Source organism: Falsiruegeria sp. JB4-1 (assembly GCF_055693495.1).
Window position 1 is genome coordinate 1,125,716 of record NZ_JBVFTZ010000001.1, and the last position, 15,304, is coordinate 1,141,019.

At 54.1% G+C, this 15,304-nt stretch carries 15 protein-coding genes; 12 read left to right on the plus strand and 3 right to left on the minus strand.

Going from position 1 to position 15,304, the window contains the following annotated elements:
• Positions 1-49 precede the first annotated feature (49 nt).
• From ACZ1HE_RS05795 to ACZ1HE_RS05845, 11 genes are all read left to right on the plus strand, one after another.
• Complete coding sequence (locus tag ACZ1HE_RS05795; RefSeq protein ID WP_472619929.1) at positions 50-430, plus strand: hypothetical protein; 381 nt, start codon at positions 50-52, stop codon at positions 428-430.
• Between the two features lie 83 nt (positions 431-513).
• Positions 514-750 (plus strand): helix-turn-helix transcriptional regulator, encoded by a 237-nt coding sequence (locus ACZ1HE_RS05800; protein WP_472619930.1) that lies wholly within the window; start codon positions 514-516, stop codon positions 748-750.
• A 91-nt stretch (positions 751-841) separates the two neighbouring features.
• Positions 842-1,180, plus strand: coding sequence for a hypothetical protein (locus ACZ1HE_RS05805; protein WP_472619931.1), 339 nt, complete (start codon positions 842-844; stop codon positions 1,178-1,180).
• Between the two features lie 331 nt (positions 1,181-1,511).
• Positions 1,512-1,742 (plus strand): helix-turn-helix domain-containing protein, encoded by a 231-nt coding sequence (locus ACZ1HE_RS05810; protein WP_472624369.1) that lies wholly within the window; start codon positions 1,512-1,514, stop codon positions 1,740-1,742.
• Between the two features lie 1,221 nt (positions 1,743-2,963).
• Positions 2,964-3,740, plus strand: coding sequence for a helix-turn-helix transcriptional regulator (locus ACZ1HE_RS05815; RefSeq protein WP_472619932.1), 777 nt, complete (start codon positions 2,964-2,966; stop codon positions 3,738-3,740).
• Between the two features lie 114 nt (positions 3,741-3,854).
• On the plus strand, positions 3,855-4,916 hold the full coding sequence (locus ACZ1HE_RS05820) for an ABC transporter ATP-binding protein (RefSeq protein WP_472619933.1): 1,062 nt from the start codon (positions 3,855-3,857) through the stop codon (positions 4,914-4,916).
• Entirely contained in the window at positions 4,916-5,872 is a 957-nt protein-coding gene (locus ACZ1HE_RS05825) for an ABC transporter permease (protein ID WP_472619934.1), read from the plus strand. Before ACZ1HE_RS05820 ends, ACZ1HE_RS05825 begins: the two co-directional genes overlap by 1 nt.
• Positions 5,865-6,695, plus strand: a complete 831-nt coding sequence (locus tag ACZ1HE_RS05830) for an ABC transporter permease (protein WP_472619935.1) — start codon at positions 5,865-5,867, stop codon at positions 6,693-6,695. Before ACZ1HE_RS05825 ends, ACZ1HE_RS05830 begins: the two co-directional genes overlap by 8 nt.
• Before the next feature lie 51 nt (positions 6,696-6,746).
• Complete coding sequence (locus ACZ1HE_RS05835; RefSeq protein WP_472619936.1) at positions 6,747-7,778, plus strand: extracellular solute-binding protein; 1,032 nt, start codon at positions 6,747-6,749, stop codon at positions 7,776-7,778.
• Between the two features lie 108 nt (positions 7,779-7,886).
• On the plus strand, positions 7,887-9,107 hold the full coding sequence (locus ACZ1HE_RS05840; protein WP_472619937.1) for a serine hydrolase domain-containing protein: 1,221 nt from the start codon (positions 7,887-7,889) through the stop codon (positions 9,105-9,107).
• Positions 9,108-9,136: 29 nt separating this feature from the next.
• A complete protein-coding gene (locus ACZ1HE_RS05845; RefSeq protein ID WP_472619938.1) occupies positions 9,137-10,807 on the plus strand; it encodes an amidohydrolase in 1,671 nt (556 codons plus the stop codon).
• A gap of 510 nt (positions 10,808-11,317) precedes the next feature.
• Here the strand turns inward: ACZ1HE_RS05845 and ACZ1HE_RS05850 are convergent.
• A complete protein-coding gene (locus ACZ1HE_RS05850; RefSeq protein ID WP_472619939.1) occupies positions 11,318-12,283 on the minus strand; it encodes an SdiA-regulated domain-containing protein in 966 nt (321 codons plus the stop codon).
• 191 nt (positions 12,284-12,474) lie between these two features.
• On the opposite strand from ACZ1HE_RS05850, the gene ACZ1HE_RS05855 reads away from it, so the two are divergent.
• A complete protein-coding gene (locus ACZ1HE_RS05855; protein WP_472619940.1) occupies positions 12,475-13,218 on the plus strand; it encodes a hypothetical protein in 744 nt (247 codons plus the stop codon).
• On the opposite strand, the gene ACZ1HE_RS05860 is transcribed toward ACZ1HE_RS05855, so the two are convergent.
• Together ACZ1HE_RS05860 and ACZ1HE_RS05865 are read right to left on the minus strand one after the other, a co-directional pair.
• Positions 13,219-14,160: a metallophosphoesterase family protein gene (locus ACZ1HE_RS05860; RefSeq protein WP_472619941.1), complete on the minus strand. Its 942-nt coding sequence runs from the start codon at positions 14,158-14,160 to the stop codon at positions 13,219-13,221.
• Positions 14,150-15,202 carry a hypothetical protein gene (locus ACZ1HE_RS05865; RefSeq protein ID WP_472619942.1) on the minus strand — a complete coding sequence of 351 codons (1,053 nt, stop codon included), beginning with the start codon at positions 15,200-15,202 and terminating at the stop codon, positions 14,150-14,152. Before ACZ1HE_RS05865 ends, ACZ1HE_RS05860 begins: the two co-directional genes overlap by 11 nt.
• Between the last annotated feature and the right edge of the window lie 102 nt (positions 15,203-15,304).

Genomic DNA, 15,304 nt, shown 5'->3' on the forward strand with positions numbered 1-15,304 from the left:
AGACTATGCGCCTGCAGAATGGCACGAACCGGATTGGTGGCCCGAGGTTGTGGCCATCGAGATCACGTCAAAGGCAATGGCCAAAGAGATTTTGGATCTGTGCGACGAAGGCCAGAAAGTCGAAATACGGGATGATCGGCTTAACCATTACCTCACATCAATTGGACGCATTTGGGAGAGCGACTATCGCCGCGCGATGATAGTTTGGCGAGGTTCAAGCCCCGCAAAACCGGGGCGCCCAAGGATTCACGATTGGGAAATTGTAACGGCTCTCATCCTAGAAGCTGCCGAGAACGAACCGAACCCGATCAACAAAGCTGAGATCGCCCGCAGGGTTTCGGATGCCTATAAAGAGCGACACGGCATGACATTGAACCCCGATAACAGCGGCTTACGAGCTCGAGTTCGCGAAGTCTTAAAGAAAATCTGACCGGACAGAAATTCGACTGTCCGGACTGTCCGCTCTTCGATTTGCAACACCTGAGGCACGAAAACTCTCAGGAGATTCCAAAAATGCAAATCGACACTTCCAATTCAATTCCCGAAACTGAAACTCCGCCGATCGGGGAACGGCTTTTGCGGCGCCCAGAGGTCGAGCGCAAATTCGGCATGACACGTTCGACGCTCTATCGGATGATCGACAAAGGCCTCTTTCCCGCGCCCGTTCATATCGGCGGTTGCGCTGCATGGCCGCTTTCGGAACTCGAGGAATGGATCGCAGGCCTCAAAGCGACACGCGACGCCGCCTAAAGAGAAACCGCGCCCGAGGAAGGATCGGAACGCGGCCTCATAGCAAATCGCCCCCTGATCCTATCGCAAGGCGCGCAAAGGAACAAACCCGATGCGCACAATTACCAAGAACACTACCGAAACTCGCAACGCGATTGGCGTGTTTGCTGATACGGCCAGCCTCGTGCCTAATTTTGGTGTAGGTCTCTTCCGTTTTCTCTCTTCTTCATGGGCCGACGCAAAGAAACTTGAACGGGCTGAGGCCTTTGCCACTTACCTTAAATTTCAAGACCTATTAGGTGTTACTCTCCGGGCCAGACACGACAAGAGCGAAATTTCAATACGTATTGTACGAGCGAAACCTGCCGTGGCCCGCAAAAAACGAGATTGCAGCTCAGAAGGCAAGCCGCATCTTTTCGGCTGCGCGACGATAAAAGGTAAGGGGGAATGAGCGGTAAGTCGAAGCCCATTGGCGACGCGCTGGGCGAGCTCAAAGAGTCCACCGAACGCTCTCGGCTAGCCAGAGACGATGGCCTCAACAGCGCGTTGGAAAGGCTTTTGGATCAAGAGCCCTGCGTGCAGCAAGTAAAGAAGGGCGCCAGCGTAAGCTCAACGACAAATCCAACTACACTGACATCCGGGCGCGTCAAGCTTCCAACTATCGGAAAGCGATCCATGGCAATAAACTCCATGCAGTGAACACTGTTCGATACTTTGTTTGCGCTTTGAACGCGCATGCCCAACTAACAGGTACATCGAGCCTCAGCCCCAAGAACTGCCAAGTGCTCTCGTGCCTCGCCACCCACATCAACAAGGCGGGCAAGGCATGGCCAGGGATTTGCACATTGTCTTGCGAAACCGGCCTCTCCACAAGAACCTTCAAGCGTGCGCTCAAGGAACTGGAAGGCATGTCGCTGATCACAAGGCAGAGGCGAAACGGGCGCAATGGAACGACTACTTACCAGATTACTCTGCCAAGCGAACCCTTTTTTGACACAGAGGACGAGGCATGAAACGGAGTAAGATGCGCCTCGCCTGCGTTCTTCGAAGTGCCAACGTGTCACCCAGACCGGACCCTAGAGGATCTCCTCGGAGTGCCATTGTGACCGTTCATAGTGCCATCATGTGCCAATCGAAGTGCCACTGTGACACCTAAACCACCAAAACCCAAAAAAACCAATAACGGTGCACCCAAATCGCTACCCTTTCAAGTTTCCACGGCAATGACCCGGCTTGGGCTTGGGGCAATGGAAGTGACCCAACTGGTTGGAATGTATCAATTGAAGAGGACCAAAGCCTGACAGACGAATCCAGTCACGCCAAAGAACTCGTGGACTTTGTCGCGTTTAGCGGCGCCGAAGTTTTATCGGGAGTGGACGCTGACTGGCTAGTTTAATCGAGTTGAGCCGATCCTAAGTTCAGGTTTCATAGTCAAGAAATATCGGTTGCAACCATGACGATCAGCGACCTGAATAGTTCAGCGCATCCTTAGTGACATGCCAACATATACGGACAGGTACGGCTGTTTCTTTCAGCGCTCCAGCGAAGGTAGTGCCGGGCATCCTTGCACCTACGGCGAGGAAGTCAGTTACATCAGTCCCGTTTTGTGGAGAATGGCCGGGATCTGTTTCTTGACCTTGAAGTACCCGACATTGGCATGAGGCCAGATTGATCTGTACCAATCCCTGCGCCACCCAACCAAGTCTATGCGAACTTTCCTGACGTTCGGCCATCCAGCCAAATTGAACGCAAACGGCCCAAAGCAGTCTTTTTTGCAATTGACAGCAAAAGGCAGCTTCGAACACAAAGTGAGCTTTTGATAGTGGAGCGTTAGTCTCCAGGGACAGGAAAAAAGCCGCTCTGGTCGGGTATACTGGCACAGTCGGTAATCTCGGATTGGACATACTAGGATTTTAGTTTGTGGTTCAGTCGAGCATACTGGTTTCAGCCGCAACACGATGCTTTGCAGCGAACAAGAGTTCCTCTGAACTGGCGTAAGATTGCCAGAGGACGGATAATCATTAGGTTAAGCCTTTAAAGAGATTTAGCATAAAGTCATTGTTCTTCTGCTTCTCCAACATTTGAAATCTTGTATCGGAATATGTTTTGAGCATTGATTCAGCAAGTCTATGCGAAAAAACGCCTCTCCCGGCTGATAGCTGCGCGAAAAGGTTGCCAAGTTAAATCCGGCTAGCCACATTGGGCAGAAAACGCCCTTTAGCCAGGTGGGATACTTGGGAAAGTCCGAAAAGCCAACTTACGCGGAAGACGTCGCCGGGGCGATCAGGGCTGTAGGCACGTCCAGTTTTATGCTGGAATTGTTGAACCTCATGCGCGAGGCAGCTTCGTTCAAGGGCGCGTTTGTCAGCCTTTTGACCCCGGGAAAAGCGCCCGAACATGTCTATGACAATGTGCGTTCGGAACGCCGCTCGGTTGTTGTCGACCGATGGCTTGATCGCGCCTGGCTTCTGGACCCGTTTGTTGTTCGTTTCATTGGTGAACGCCACGAACCAGTGATGGTACTAAGAGACGTTGCACCGGACAGGTTTGCCAATTCCGACTACTTTCGGATCTACTACAAATCCCTGTTTCTGACGGACGAGATCGGGGTGTTCGTGGCAATAGCAAACGGCACCTTGTTTCTTTCTCTCGGTCCTTCCGAGGGAAAAACCCGGTTCACGCGGCGGGATGTCGAACGGTTGACAGACCTGCACCCGATAATATCGGCGCTTTGCGAGCAGCACTTCCACCGCAACTCCTCGTCAGGCCGACTCGACGAGAGCGAGGTCGATTTCGACAGGGTCATCGACAAGGTTTGCAAAGGTTTAACACAGCGGGAGATCGAGGTCGTGCAGTTCCTTTTGCGCGGGCACTCGACGCGATCCATTGCGCTTTTGCTGGATGTTTCCCCGGCGACGATCAAAGTGCATCGCAAGAACATCTATAGAAAGCTGCGCATATCTTCCCAGTCTGCCCTGTTTTCAATGTTTCTGCATTCGGCAAACGATTAGTCGTACCCCTTTGGGGGTACAAATCACACCGCCCTTTGGAGGTATTCACAGGGTAGGTCTCCCGGCTCTAAGCTGATTCTACAAATCAACAAGTGCGGGTGTTCGGATCAGACCATGATCGACGTAGAGAATGTGACAAAACGCTTTGGCGAAGGTCATGCGGCCGTGACGGCTCTGGAGGACGTGTCGCTGACCATTCCCGAAGGAAGCTTTTTCACGCTTTTGGGTCCGTCAGGTTGTGGCAAGACGACACTACTGCGGCTGATCGCCGGGTTCGAGCTTCCAAGCGAAGGCGAAATAGCGCTGGACGGCGAGTCGATTGGCCATCTGACACCCAGCAATCGGCCCGTGAACACGGTGTTTCAGAACTACGCCCTGTTTCCGCACATGAGTGTGGCCCGCAATGTTGGGTTTGGCCTTGAGATGCTGAAAAGGCCGAAAGCCGAGATCGACAGCACCATCACCGAGATGCTGGACCTGGTGCAGCTGGGCGAGTTTGCGACGCGCCGGGTTGATCAATTGTCAGGCGGGCAGCAGCAACGCGTGGCCTTGGCGCGCGCACTGGCGCCACGCCCAAAGGTTCTGCTGCTGGACGAACCCCTTTCTGCTCTGGACCTGAAACTTCGCAAAGGAATGCAGAGCGAGTTGAAGCGGCTGCAGCATGAGACAGGCATTACGTTTGTCTTTGTCACCCATGACCAAGGTGAAGCGCTGGCAATGTCGGATCAGATCGCAGTGATGTCAGCGGGCTCAGTACGCCAGGTTGGCACACCGGAAGAGATATATACAGCTCCGCAAAGTAGGTTCGTCGCGGACTTTATTGGCGACACCAACATAGTAAATGCGACTTTGCTTGGCTTTGACGGGGATGCGGCAAAAATCCAATTTGGCGAGGGCACACCACTCACGGTTCATACAGCCAGCACCTCGCTCACACCCGGTCCTGTGCATGTGGCTCTACGCCCTGAAACCATCCGCGTGGTTGATGAGAGTGCAGAGACGGCGCTCTTGCGAGGTGAAGTCGTGGACAGCACCTATTTCGGGGCCGGGTCACAGATGCTCGTGCGGCTGGAAGATGGCGTCAGCGTTCACGTCCAGGTTTCCACCCCGCGCCCAGTCGGATCGCGGGTTGGTCTCGAATGCGACACCTCCATGCTGCACGTGCTGGAAGACTGATGGGTGTCGCTGCACATATCTCGCGCCCCGACGCCGCAACGAGATTGCGTGCGGCCCAGGAGGAACGCGCACGCCAAAGACGCAGAACGCGGCTCTTCCTGCTAGTCCCGGCGCTTGGGATCATTGGTATCTTTGGTCTGTTCCCGCTCTCGATTGCACTGGTCTACTCGTTTCTTGAGCCTGGGACCTATGGCGGCGTTGAATGGGTGTTCTCTTACGACGCTTATGTACAGTTTCTGTTTGAGCGCGACATCTTCGATGACACGCTGACCTTCAACAGCGCCTATCTGCAAATCTTTGGGCGCTCCTTTGGTCTCGCCATCACCACAATGATTGGAACCCTGATCCTCGGGTTTCCCGTGGCCTACTTCATCGCTGCCCGTCCACCGGAGCAACGCAATTTCTGGCTCTTCGCCATCACGCTGCCGTTCTGGACCAACCTCTTGATCCGTACCTACTCGATGCTTCTGATCGTACGGGACGAGGGCTTTGTGAACTTGATGCTGATGAAAATCGGCCTGATCAGCGAACCGCTTGAGATGTTGTACACCGACGGTGCGGTACTGGCCGGGCTGGTCTACAGCTACCTGCCATTCATGATCCTCCCGATCTATGCGTCGCTGGAGAAATTCGATTTTTCGCTGCTTGAGGCAGGGCATGATCTCTATGCCACACGCACGCAGGTGTTCCGCCACATTGTTGTACCGATTACCCGTCCGGGCATTGTCGCGGGCTGCGTTCTTGTGCTGATCCCGGCGCTTGGGGCCTACATCACGCCGGAACTGCTCGGCGGTGGCAAGAAACTGATGATCGGCAACCTGATTGCCCTGCAGTTCGGCTCGGGCCGCAACTGGCCCTTTGGCGCCGCTGCTGCACTGATCCTGATGGCAGTCGTGTTAATCGCGCTTCTTGTCAGCTTGCGGGCAGGTGCTTCGAAGGAGGGTGGACATGGATAAACTGTTGTCGATCTTCCGCCCGTCGACCGGTTCTCGCGAGTTGCGCAGACAACCCCTGTTTACTGGCATGTCCTGGCTGGTTCTGTTGTTCCTCTACGCACCGATTGCTGTACTGGTCGTGTTCTCGTTCAACGACAACCGCTCCGTTGTGCGGTGGACCGAGTTCAGCTTGCGCTGGTACGCGGCGGCCTTGGAAAACGATGACATCCGGCGTTCGGCGATGATCTCTATTCAGGTTGCGCTCACGGCAACCGTGTTTTCCACCATCATTGCCACCATGGCGGCACTGGCAACAACGCGCGGGGGCGTTTATCGCGGCCGCTCTGCGGCCATCGCGCTCATAAATCAACCCTTGATGATCCCCGAGATTGTCACGGCCATTGCCACGCTGGCCTTCTTTTCGATCCTGCGCCAGCTCACGGGTGTAACCGGGATCGGCTGGCTGATCCTCGCCCACACAGTTTTCTGTGTGCCCTTTGCTTACATGCCGATCCGCGCACGTTTGTCAGATATGTCCGTGACATATGAAGCCGCAGCCGCCGATTTGTACGCAACGCCTTGGCAGACGTTCCGCCATGTGACGCTGCCGCTCTTGATGCCTGGAGTCATGGCCGGAGCCATGCTGGCCTTTGTCGTATCGCTTGATGACGTGATCATTACGCTTCTGGTGGCCGGACCGGGTGAAACCACCTTGCCCATCTATATTCTGGGCCAAATCCGTCGCGGCGTAACGCCAGAGGTCAATGCCGTTTCAACCATCCTGATCGGAGTGACCATAGCTATGGTCGCCCTGACCTTCTTTCTGCAACGCAAACGAAAATAACAAGAAACCCGCGCTTGCTGCGGGACGCCATCAATCTCAACGGAGGACAAAATGAAAAACACTCTTCTCAAAGCCGCAGCCATCTCGGCCCTGGGGCTCAGCGCGGCAGGAGCGTATGCCGAAGGCAAGCTGAACATCTACAACTGGGGCAACTACACAAACCCCGAGATGATCGAGAAATTCGAAGCCCAGTATGGTGTCGAAGTCACTCTGGATGGTTACGACAGCAATGAAACCATGTTGGCCAAGGTCAAGGAAGGTAACACCGGCTATGACGTCGTTGTGCCAGGCGACTACATGATCGCGATCATGGTTGGCGAAGGTTTGCTGGCCGAGATCAACGCGTCCGAAATGGAGAACTTCAAGAACATGGATCCGAACTGGGTCGATGTCTACTGGGATCCGGGTCGCAAGTATTCGGTTCCCTACCAGTGGGGTACCACCAGCTTTACAGTCGACAGCGCAATCTACAGCGGCGACATCAACACGCTTGGTCTGATCTTTGACACGCCTGAAGAACTCAAAGGTCGCATCAACATGCTCAATGACATGAACGATGTGATCAATGCCGGCCTGCGGTACCTGGGGTATCCGCGCTGCAACTCGAACCCCGATCAGATGAAAGAGCTGATGGCGCTTCTCGCCAAGGCCAAGGGCGACTGGCGCACCATGGACTATGCAGTGATCGAGAAACTGACCTCAAAAGACGTGGACCTGTCGCAAAGCTGGAACGGCGCCGCTATGCGCGCTCGGGCGGATCGCCCCTCGCTGCAATACGCCTATCCCAAAGAGGGTTTCACTGGCTGGATGGACAACGTTGCCGTTCTTGCTGACGCGCCCAACATGGAAAACGCAAAGCTCTTTGTGAACTTCATGATGGATCCTGAAAACGCGGCGATGACCTCGAACTTTGCGCGCTATGCTAACGGTATCAAAGGGTCGGAGGCCTTTATGGACCCGGAGATGCTCAGCGCGCCCGAGATCGTAATGCCCGTAGATGCGCCGGTTCCGGACTTCGTGAAGCCCTGCGATCAGGATGTCGTTGACCTTTACAACAAGGTTTGGACCCGCCTTAAGCAATAAGTCTCGAAGCCTCCTGAATGACGGCCCGTCCTTGGTCGGGCCGTCACTTTCCCAAGTTTCTTAACCTGACTGCGACCCCTGTTGGGTCGCCCTGCGGGAGCGTGGAAAATGCACAACAGCAAATCCGGCACCAGGCCCAAGACGGCGCGTGAGATCGGCATCATGCAGGGTTTCCCGCCCCCACCTGAAAAGCGTCCTTCGCTTGAGAACTGGGACCTTGCTCCGTTCAATCGCTGGACTTTTCAGAACATGCGGAGCCTGTTTCCTACTGTAGATGTGCGTCCAGGGCCGGAGCCCCGAGAATTGAAGCAGGCACACCGCGACCTGTTGGAAGTCGAGTTTCAAACTTTTGACGAAGGCCACCTTTCCATCGCGGCCTGGCTGACTGAGAGCTACACAGATGGTTTTCTAGTGCTGAAGGGTGACCAGATAATTGCCGAGATTTACGCCAACGATTTCACTCCAGACGCTACGCATTTGGGGCAATCTGTCTCCAAATCCCTGATTGGTTCCTTGGCCGGTGTGCTCCATGGCGAGGGCAAGCTCGACCTATTGGAACCGCTTGAAAATATCGTCCCGGAACTTGCCGCGACAGGCTATGCCGGATGCACCGTAGATCAGGCGCTTGATATGCTGTCCGGCGTGCGTTTCACCGAGGATTATGGCCTTCCGGGCAGCGACATGACACGGGTTGATGTGGCGTCGGGCTGGCGGCCTGTTCGCAAGGGCGAAATCAAGCCGACCATCCGGGACGTCATTCTCACTCTGCCCCAGGAAAGACCGCACGGGCAGGCGTTTTCTTATCGCTCAATCGAGACCGATGTCATTGCCTGGGCTTTGGAACGTGTAAGCGGGGAGGACCTTGCCTCGCTCTTGTCCAATCGCATCTGGCAGAAAATTGGCTGCGCGCATTCCGGCTTTTTCACCGTGGACGACGCCAAGACCGCTCTCGCGGACGGCGGGTTCAATGCAACTCTGCGCGACTATGCACGGTTTGGCCGGATGATGGCCGATGGTGGCAAGGTTGGGGGCCAACAAGTGGTGCCGGAAAGCTGGGTTTCGGGGATTTGTTCAGGTGCGGACCCCTCGAAACATGGTGATCCGTATGACGTTCTGTCTCCCCAGGGGGCGTACCGAAAGTTCTGGTGGGTCCACGACCCCGGTCGGGGCGTGTTCATGGCGCGTGGGGTTTTTGGTCAACTGATCTTCATTGACCTGACTGCCGACGTCGTTATCGTCAAGCTGTCTAGCTGGCCCGACTATCTGATCCAGTCCTTTAGCCATGATGCCGTACGCGCTTGCGAGGCCATCATTCGCGCGCTTTCGTAGTTCAAACCATCACAGACACAAGAGGCCGCATGTCGCCAACACCTGATCTGATAATCCTCAACGGTTCTCTCCTGACCTTTGACGACGCCACGCCGAAGGCTTCGGCCCTGGCCATTCAGGGCGGCATAATTGTGGCTGTTGGAAACACCGACGACATTCGCGCCCTGGCTGGGATTGGAACCAAAATCATTGATGCCGCTGGTGGCACAGTCATGCCCGGCTTTATTGACAGCCACGTGCACCTTTTTGGCGGGGCGGCCGAGCTGGGCATGTTGGACCTGCGCGAAACGATGGGCGCTGATGCACTGACCAAGGCGTTGCGAACTTTTGCTGCTGAGCACCCGGAAGAACCTTTGCTGATGGGCGTTGCGGCCGATTACGAAATTCTCGGACCAGGCGTCAAAACCACTCGGCAAGATCTGGATCGCATTCTGTCTGAGCGACCGGTTGCGCTGATGTCGGCGGACCATCACACGGTCTGGGCGAACACAATCGCCTTGCAGAAGGCGGGCATTCTTAAAGGCGCAGTCGTACCCCCCGGTTCGGAGATCGTGATGGCCGGGGATGGCACCGCACAAGGCCAGTTGAACGAAACCGGCGCATTTGGCCCGGTTCTCCGCCTGTCGCAACTGGGAGGACGTGATCTGCTGGGCTACGTCACAGGGGCGGATCCCGAGCCGCCCGCGACGCTCAAAGAACGCGCCTTTGACAAAGAGGTCATCCTGCGTGGCTTGAACCACTGTGCATCCCACGGGATTACGGGGCTGCACAACATGGATGGCAACTTCTACCAACTCGAACTGCTGAGCGAACTTGAGGCGGAGGGTCGTCTCCCGATACGGGTTCAGGTTCCCATGCACCTCAAAAACACTGACTCCCTGGATCGACTGGAAGAGGCCGATGAGATGCGCCGCCGCTTTGCTTCGGATATGGTTTGGTCCGGTCGGGTTAAGATGTTCATGGATGGCGTGCTGGACAGCTACACGGCGCTGATGCTTGCGCCCTATCCTGGGAAGCCGGATAGCCTGGGAGATGCCGTATTCAGCGCCGAACACTTCAACGAAGCCTGCATTCGTGCTGATGCAATGGGGTTGCAACTCAGCACGCACGCAATAGGCGACGGTGCCGTTCGGTGCACGTTGGACGGTTACGAGGCCGCGCGCAACGCCAATGGCGCCCGGGATTCCCGACACCGCATCGAACATATCGAGGTTATTGACCCCTTGGATTTGCCGCGGCTGGCAGCCCTCGACGTCGTTGCCTCTCTCCAGCCCCTGCACTCACCCGCAGGAGGATTGTTTTCTCCCTATTCGGCCGGAGACATTCTGACAACCGAGCAAATCCCTTTTGCGTTTGCTTGGAACAAAATACGCGAGAGTGGCGCCAAGATTTGTTTCTCGACGGATTGGCCAGTCGTTCCCGTCGACACGATGATGACGATTGCCGGAGCGGTAAACTGCAATGAGCTGCCATCGCCCTGGCAGGACAACCGTCAAAGCCTTATGGCCACGCTTTCCGCTTATTCGCATGACAATGCTTGGCTGGAGTTCAACGAGAATCAAAAGGGCCGTCTGAAGTCGGGATATCTGGCCGACATTGCCATTCTCGAACAGAACCTGTTTTCGATTGAGGAAAACCAATTAGCAAATGCGCGCATTGCCGTGACCGTTTGTGGAGGCGCCGTTTCGCACACAGCTTGAACTGCTAAGCAGCGATTGTATCGGTGCTTAGAGAACTTATTTTAGGCCGCGACGATTGTCGGCATTGCGCAGCAAAGCAGACCTTGGCCTCGAGCGCAGCGAATGACCACTTCCCGCCCTGTATGCCTCAGTTTACTAACGGCCCAAACCTGACGTTCTTGCCGTTGGTGATCAAGGTCCGCTACTAGCTAAATCCGCGTAGGCGACGGTCTACCTACCCGGCCAGTAGAGCACTTTCGATGTCGAAGCGATTTTTGGTCCGATCTATTTGCTTTTTGGGGTCCCAAGTATCTGGCGCAACAAGTCAGGACTGAACCCCAACGCTTTCCAGGCAGCCCGTCGCATCGGTTTTGCCGCGATCTGCCGAAAGCAAGATCAAAACGTGTTCCAATCCGGTGCGTTTATCTAAATAGGACGAGCAATCCACATGAGGGTTGCGGAACTCATTGTCCATAAAAATTGTCTCTATTTGTAAGTGTTATTGCCTGAAACAGGTCTCATCATTGGCCCTCAAAACTTTGGCATGGAAAACGCAAGAAGTCGGGATTTTTTGCCATCATCCGTCAATATATAAAGGACGCCACCTCTTTCATCCAAGGCTATCCCCTCAGGGTTTTTGACTTCTTTTAGGTCCTCTTTTTTTGAGTAGACTAGGTCCAATGCTTTTGTGGTCTTCGTTTTGTAGTCAAAGATGAATATTCCTCGTCCTTTGTCGCTGAGTATCCACAATGACTTCGTTTTCCCGGACCAAGCGATCCCACTGACATCCAACTCGTCGTCGGTCGCGCGAGGTGAAACAAAACCACTCTGTTCCGTTAGTGGAACTGCATCGACGATCTCGTCAATCTCCGGAGAGATAACGAGCAACAGTCTTGGTTGACCCTCAATAACAACAAACACCTGCCCGGTATGTTGATCTACAGTGATCCCCTCTGGACCCTTGTTCAGGGGGTTCTCAGCAAGCATTGATGCAACTGTCTCATAGCCCTTGAGTGAAGATATTGATGTCGCACTGACTGTGATTGGATCGGTAGGATTTACCGTCACGATGGACCTGTCAGTTTCCTGCAACAACAAAACAGATCCGTCTTTTCGACTTGCGACGCCTTCCAGGTCTGTTCCCATCTGTTCTGGCAATTTGAACGAACTCTTAAGTCGTCCGTCTGTTCCAAGGAGATGTAGTTTTGGGGCTTCATCGCTTACCGCCCACAAGAAGCCGTCAATACTGGAAAGCGATAATCCTGATGGCTCTGCAAAACCTTCGGATTTGTCAGCGACCTTGTATGAACCTAAAAGTTCCAGCACATCAGTTTGCGCCTTTACTGGGCTTAACAAAGCCAGACTGCTGGCAACCAGGAAGATAGTTGCGCAGACACCACTTGTTCTAAAGGGATGATCAGTCGACTGCTTCATACGTGCAATTTTTGTGTTGCTGTTGACGTGACTCTCAGCCAACCAAACTAGGATGATGACCAAGCTAACACAGTGTTTCGTGAAAGTCTGGTTTTTGACGCAGTAAACCTTTGCCGGTTTTAGACACATACGGTTGAATGAACATGCTGGAGAGCATCTTGGCCGCTGATCACTGAGGAAATGAGGCGAGCTGCCTGGCGGAGACGCACACTTGGAAACCACAGCAGGAGGAATAAACTTTGAGGACACTTTTTGTGACACAAGCTTTTCTGTTGGCTGCGTTTGCACCGACCATCGGCTATTCACAAATAGACCCTGCTTCCCTGCTTGCAGGCACGTCTGAGTCAGAAATCGTCATTGAGCAGGGTTGGACTCAGTTCCGAGGCAAACGGGAACTGTACTTCTTCGTTCTGGATGTCGTTGTGACGATTTTTTTGACCGCGTTGATTGTCTATCATCCCGTAAGGCGTAGAGCACGACGAAGTGTAAGCGACTTGGTTATGCCCAGATTGTTCTTCCTCTACGCTCTGATTGGAATGGCCGTTGGTTTCCTGGTCGTGCAACACGGGTCAATGATCGGTTTCGTTGTCTTTGGGATTGGCGCGTTGCTCAGGTTCCGCTCAAATCTCGACGATCCGGTAGACACTGTCGAAATGATAATCGTAACCGTTCTTGGGTTGGCGGTTGGTCTGGGCTTGCCCCTTATGGCAGCGCTGGTTGGCGTTGTATGCTGGTGCTTCATTTGGCTCGGCGGGCGAAACAAAGGCGTAGAGGTTTCTCTCAAGAGTTCGGATGAAGAGCATTCCTTGGAAATCAGTGGAGCCGTTGAAGCTATGGCCACAGACGCCGGTTGGCAGTTGGTCAGAAAGCATCACGTTCCCGGCAAGTCTCGGGTTACACTGCTTTATGTCACTTCCGGTGGACTTTCAGAAGCCCGGATCGAAGAGATGATCATCAAGGTAGTTCCTGAGAAAGTTGAGCTGAAACTCAACCTCTAATCACTTCACAAGATCAAGTCGTTTTAACACGGCGCTCGGGGATCTGATCTCTTTTGGGAGCGACCTGAAGTCTGTCGACCTTTCGAAATCGGGACCTCGATACACAGCAATATCAAACTCTCCGTCTGGCCGGAATTTGACATGAGTGAAGCTGTGTGGCGATCTGTCGGCGGTTCCGATCAACCGCCTGGCCCCTCCTCCCAAACAAGCCTGCGAGACATAGGCGACACCATCTTTCCACCCTGGGTAGAATACGTGGTGATGACCAGACAAATGCAGAACAACCCCGCTATCGAGATAGATATTCTCGAGTGTTGGATCACCGATAATCTCGCGTTCTCGCTGGATCGCAAACGGCCAAAGCGGCAAGTGACTGAATGTTACAATGGGGTCTCCATGTGCGCCCAGCGCTTCAAGTCGGTCCATCTGATCGCCGGACAACGGTCCAAGGGTTGTGGCATCCAAAGATGCAAACGTTATGCCCTGCATCTCGAATGCGTAGAAAAACGGGTAATCATCCGAAACAAGAAAGTCGACTTCTGGCTTCCTAGGCGACCACTCCTGCGCATAGATTTTTCTTTCCCGCTCGAACCCACGATAGGCAGAGGCATCATGGTTTCCAGGGGTCACCGCAAACGGAATCCCCGCTGTCTTCAAGGGATCTGAGACAGCCTTGTGAAAAGACTTCCACATCTCTCTGACCTGCTTGTCAGACAGGTTGGGAGTGCGCTGTCCAGCGACCATGTCACCGGTTGATATCACCAGATCGGGTTCAATCTCAACGATGCGCTCAATCGCGGCATCAACGCGGGCACTGTAATCTGTTGAACCATAGCTGCCGTTCAGATCCGATATTACGATAACATCCAGTGCCGCCGCTCTACCTGCGATCAGCGAGGTCAGTATGACGCTCGCGAAAAAGGCGCGGAACTTACGGGTCATTGCAATCTATCGCTTCGGCGATGGTTTCGTTCTTCAAGAAGAATGCGACCGGGTCTAAGTCAAACTTCACGTCACCATTCGAACAACTGTTCCGAAGAATGGACGTTGCAAGCGCAGTGTTTTTGACAACTTGAGTAACCTGCCGGTCCGAAAGTCCAAGACTCTGATTCAGCCAGTTAAAAATTGGACCTTGTGCTTGCAGATCAGTATCCAGCGCAACCAAACGACGATATGTGCTCGGAGAGAAGTGTCGTACCTTTTCCAGCATCTGAGTGGATTTTGCAAAGTTGGCGTACTCGACCCGCCCCCCGGCATCGTTGTCGTTCAAATTGCTGCGACGGATCAATTCTGCGTTGGCCGGAACATCACCATCATCTGGTTCATGATGCTTCGCCTTCTTGTGCTTGAGTTCACCGTCTTCGATCCAATACCAGTAGGGTGTGAAATCTATGTTGCCGACGCGGTCCTGTTGGCTGAAAATGAAGTCGAGCAGAACAATCTCAGTAAGCTCCTGCATCCAGAATGCCATCTGCCGATCGCTGACATCCGGGCCAAGATCTTTGTTTATTTGCCTGTCTTTTCGACCTTTTTCGAGGCCTTCAACAATCGCCTCTGGCAGCGGTTTTTGGGAACGCAATGCCAAGAACGCCGGGGTTTCCTGAAAATCGCGGTTCTGACCTTTGCCCCAACCGGATTTCCGGATGCCGTTGATTTCAGAGCCATATCGATGCCCCGGACTATCAAGAAGCACACCGTAGATTTGTGATCGATCCTCGGTGAACAGATCGTCTGTCGGTTTGTATGAGGCCGGATCAGAGTCCGCAGTGACGAAAACCCGCCAGCCCTCATGGTTCATACGTCCGCCATGAGAGCCACCAGAAATCGCAAGGCCGGGCTCTGCAACCTCGGAAAGATGCGCCTTTGCATCCATGCTGCGCCAAACAGATACTGGAACTTTCACCGTGGTGTCGAAGTATCTGGAGAAGTGGTAGTAGAGCAATGAAGAGGTGGAAAACGTACCACTGGTGCCCTTTTGGTTCATGGTGGACTTGAACTTTGCCACCCTGTCCTTGGCCAGGTCCTTTGCTGACTTGCCCTCTTTGCAAGCATTTCGTTCAAACTCGGGTCGGTTACCTACGTAAGA

Excerpts from the sequence above, each read along its gene's own strand:
- ACZ1HE_RS05865 (WP_472619942.1), bottom strand. The coding sequence starts at position 15,202 with ATGAACCAAAAGGGCACCAGTGGTACGTTTTCCACCTCTTCATTGCTC.
- ACZ1HE_RS05805 (WP_472619931.1), top strand. The coding sequence starts at position 842 with ATGCGCACAATTACCAAGAACACTACCGAAACTCGCAACGCGATTGGC.
- ACZ1HE_RS05860 (WP_472619941.1), bottom strand. The coding sequence starts at position 14,160 with ATGACCCGTAAGTTCCGCGCCTTTTTCGCGAGCGTCATACTGACCTCG.
- ACZ1HE_RS05820 (WP_472619933.1), top strand. The coding sequence starts at position 3,855 with ATGATCGACGTAGAGAATGTGACAAAACGCTTTGGCGAAGGTCATGCG.
- ACZ1HE_RS05845 (WP_472619938.1), top strand. The coding sequence starts at position 9,137 with ATGTCGCCAACACCTGATCTGATAATCCTCAACGGTTCTCTCCTGACC.
- ACZ1HE_RS05835 (WP_472619936.1), top strand. The coding sequence starts at position 6,747 with ATGAAAAACACTCTTCTCAAAGCCGCAGCCATCTCGGCCCTGGGGCTC.
- ACZ1HE_RS05840 (WP_472619937.1), top strand. The coding sequence starts at position 7,887 with ATGCACAACAGCAAATCCGGCACCAGGCCCAAGACGGCGCGTGAGATC.
- ACZ1HE_RS05800 (WP_472619930.1), top strand. The coding sequence starts at position 514 with ATGCAAATCGACACTTCCAATTCAATTCCCGAAACTGAAACTCCGCCG.
- ACZ1HE_RS05825 (WP_472619934.1), top strand. The coding sequence starts at position 4,916 with ATGGGTGTCGCTGCACATATCTCGCGCCCCGACGCCGCAACGAGATTG.
- ACZ1HE_RS05830 (WP_472619935.1), top strand. The coding sequence starts at position 5,865 with ATGGATAAACTGTTGTCGATCTTCCGCCCGTCGACCGGTTCTCGCGAG.